We start from the raw sequence: 1,377 nt of genomic DNA, 5'->3' as shown, positions 1-1,377 counted from the left end.
AGGGTTACCAGGCTGGCGGCATTCTTGCCCAGTCGGTTGCCGGCAGCGGCGGCAATGGCGGCGATTCCTGGGCGGCGGCTGGCGGTTACGGCGTCAATGTCAGCGTTAACGCGACCGTCAGCATCGGCGGCGGCGGCGGCGACGGCAATGTCAGCGACGATGTGCTCGTCCACAATGCCATGACGGTGCAGACGGATGGCGACATGAGCGCGGCGATCCTTGCGCAGTCGATCGGCGGCGGCGGCGGCAATGGCGGCTCGACCAACGGTGCGACCGCCGATCTGGGCGGCGGCCAAGGCGTCAACGTTGCGGCCAACGTGACCGTCGGAGGCGGGGGCGGCACCGGCAATATCTCCGGCGCGGTCGACGTGATCAACACCGGCAATTTGACGACCAAGGGCGATTTCTCCTCAGGCATCGTCGCGCAATCGCTGGGCGGCGGCGGCGGCATGGGCGGATCGAGCAACGCCAAGGCGTTCCACCTTGGCGGCACCAGCGAGACGAGTGTCACCGTCAATGTCGGCATTGGCGGTTCGGGCGGCTCCGGCAACGATGCGGCGTTGTTCCGCCTGGATGACGGCAACAACGTCATCGGCGCCGGCGTGCATGTCGACAATTCCGGGGTAATCCGGACCCAGGGCTTCAATTCCATCGGTATCCTGGCGATGTCGGTCGGCGGCGGCGGCGGCGGCGGCGGCGCGGCTTCGACCGACGAGGAGATCGTTGGCGGAGGCAGCGAAGGCGAGACGTCCGTCGGCATCGGCGCGGCGATCGGCCTCGCCGCGGGTGGTGCCGGCAATGGCGGCACGGTCTCTGTTACCAACCGGAGCCTGATCGTGACCGACGGCGCCGATTCGTATGGTATCAGCGCCAACTCGATCGGCGGCGGTGGTGGTGTCGGCGGCTCGGCGACATCGGGCGTATTGGGTAAATATGCGATCGGTGGGGCGCTTGGCGGGGCAGGCGGCGGCGGTGGCAGCGCTTTCCAAGTCGAAGCCTTCAATCTCGCCACGGCCGGCATCTGGACCCAGCAGGAGCGTTCCATCGGCATCTTCGCACAGTCGGTGGGTGGCGGCGGTGGCGCCGGTGGCGCCGGCGAAAGCACCGGTCACACCGATGAATCGGAAGTCAGTGTCAACCTGTCACTGGGCGGGTCCGGCAACGTTGGCGGTAACGGCGGCAAGGTCAATGTCGAAAACAGCGGCTGGATCCAGACCGAGAAGGCCTATTCGCACGGCATACTGGCGCAGTCGATCGGCGGCAGCGGCGGCGTCGGCGGCGCTTCGGGCACCTCGGCCAAGGACTCCAATGTGGCCATAACCTTGAGCCTCGGCGGCGCCGGCGGCACCGGCGGCAAGAGTGGCGAAACCGTTCATG

1 pseudogene is annotated in these 1,377 nt (G+C 67.6%); it reads left to right on the top strand.

What is annotated here, in order from left to right:
* A pseudogene (locus EN939_RS39775) lies at positions 1 to 1,377 on the top strand (autotransporter outer membrane beta-barrel domain-containing protein); the annotation flags it as partial.

The sequence above is a fragment of the Mesorhizobium sp. M7A.F.Ca.CA.002.05.1.1 genome (genome assembly GCF_003998335.1).
Taxonomy (GTDB): Bacteria; Pseudomonadota; Alphaproteobacteria; order Rhizobiales; family Rhizobiaceae; genus Mesorhizobium.
This window is presented reverse-complemented; position numbering and strand designations above follow the sequence as displayed.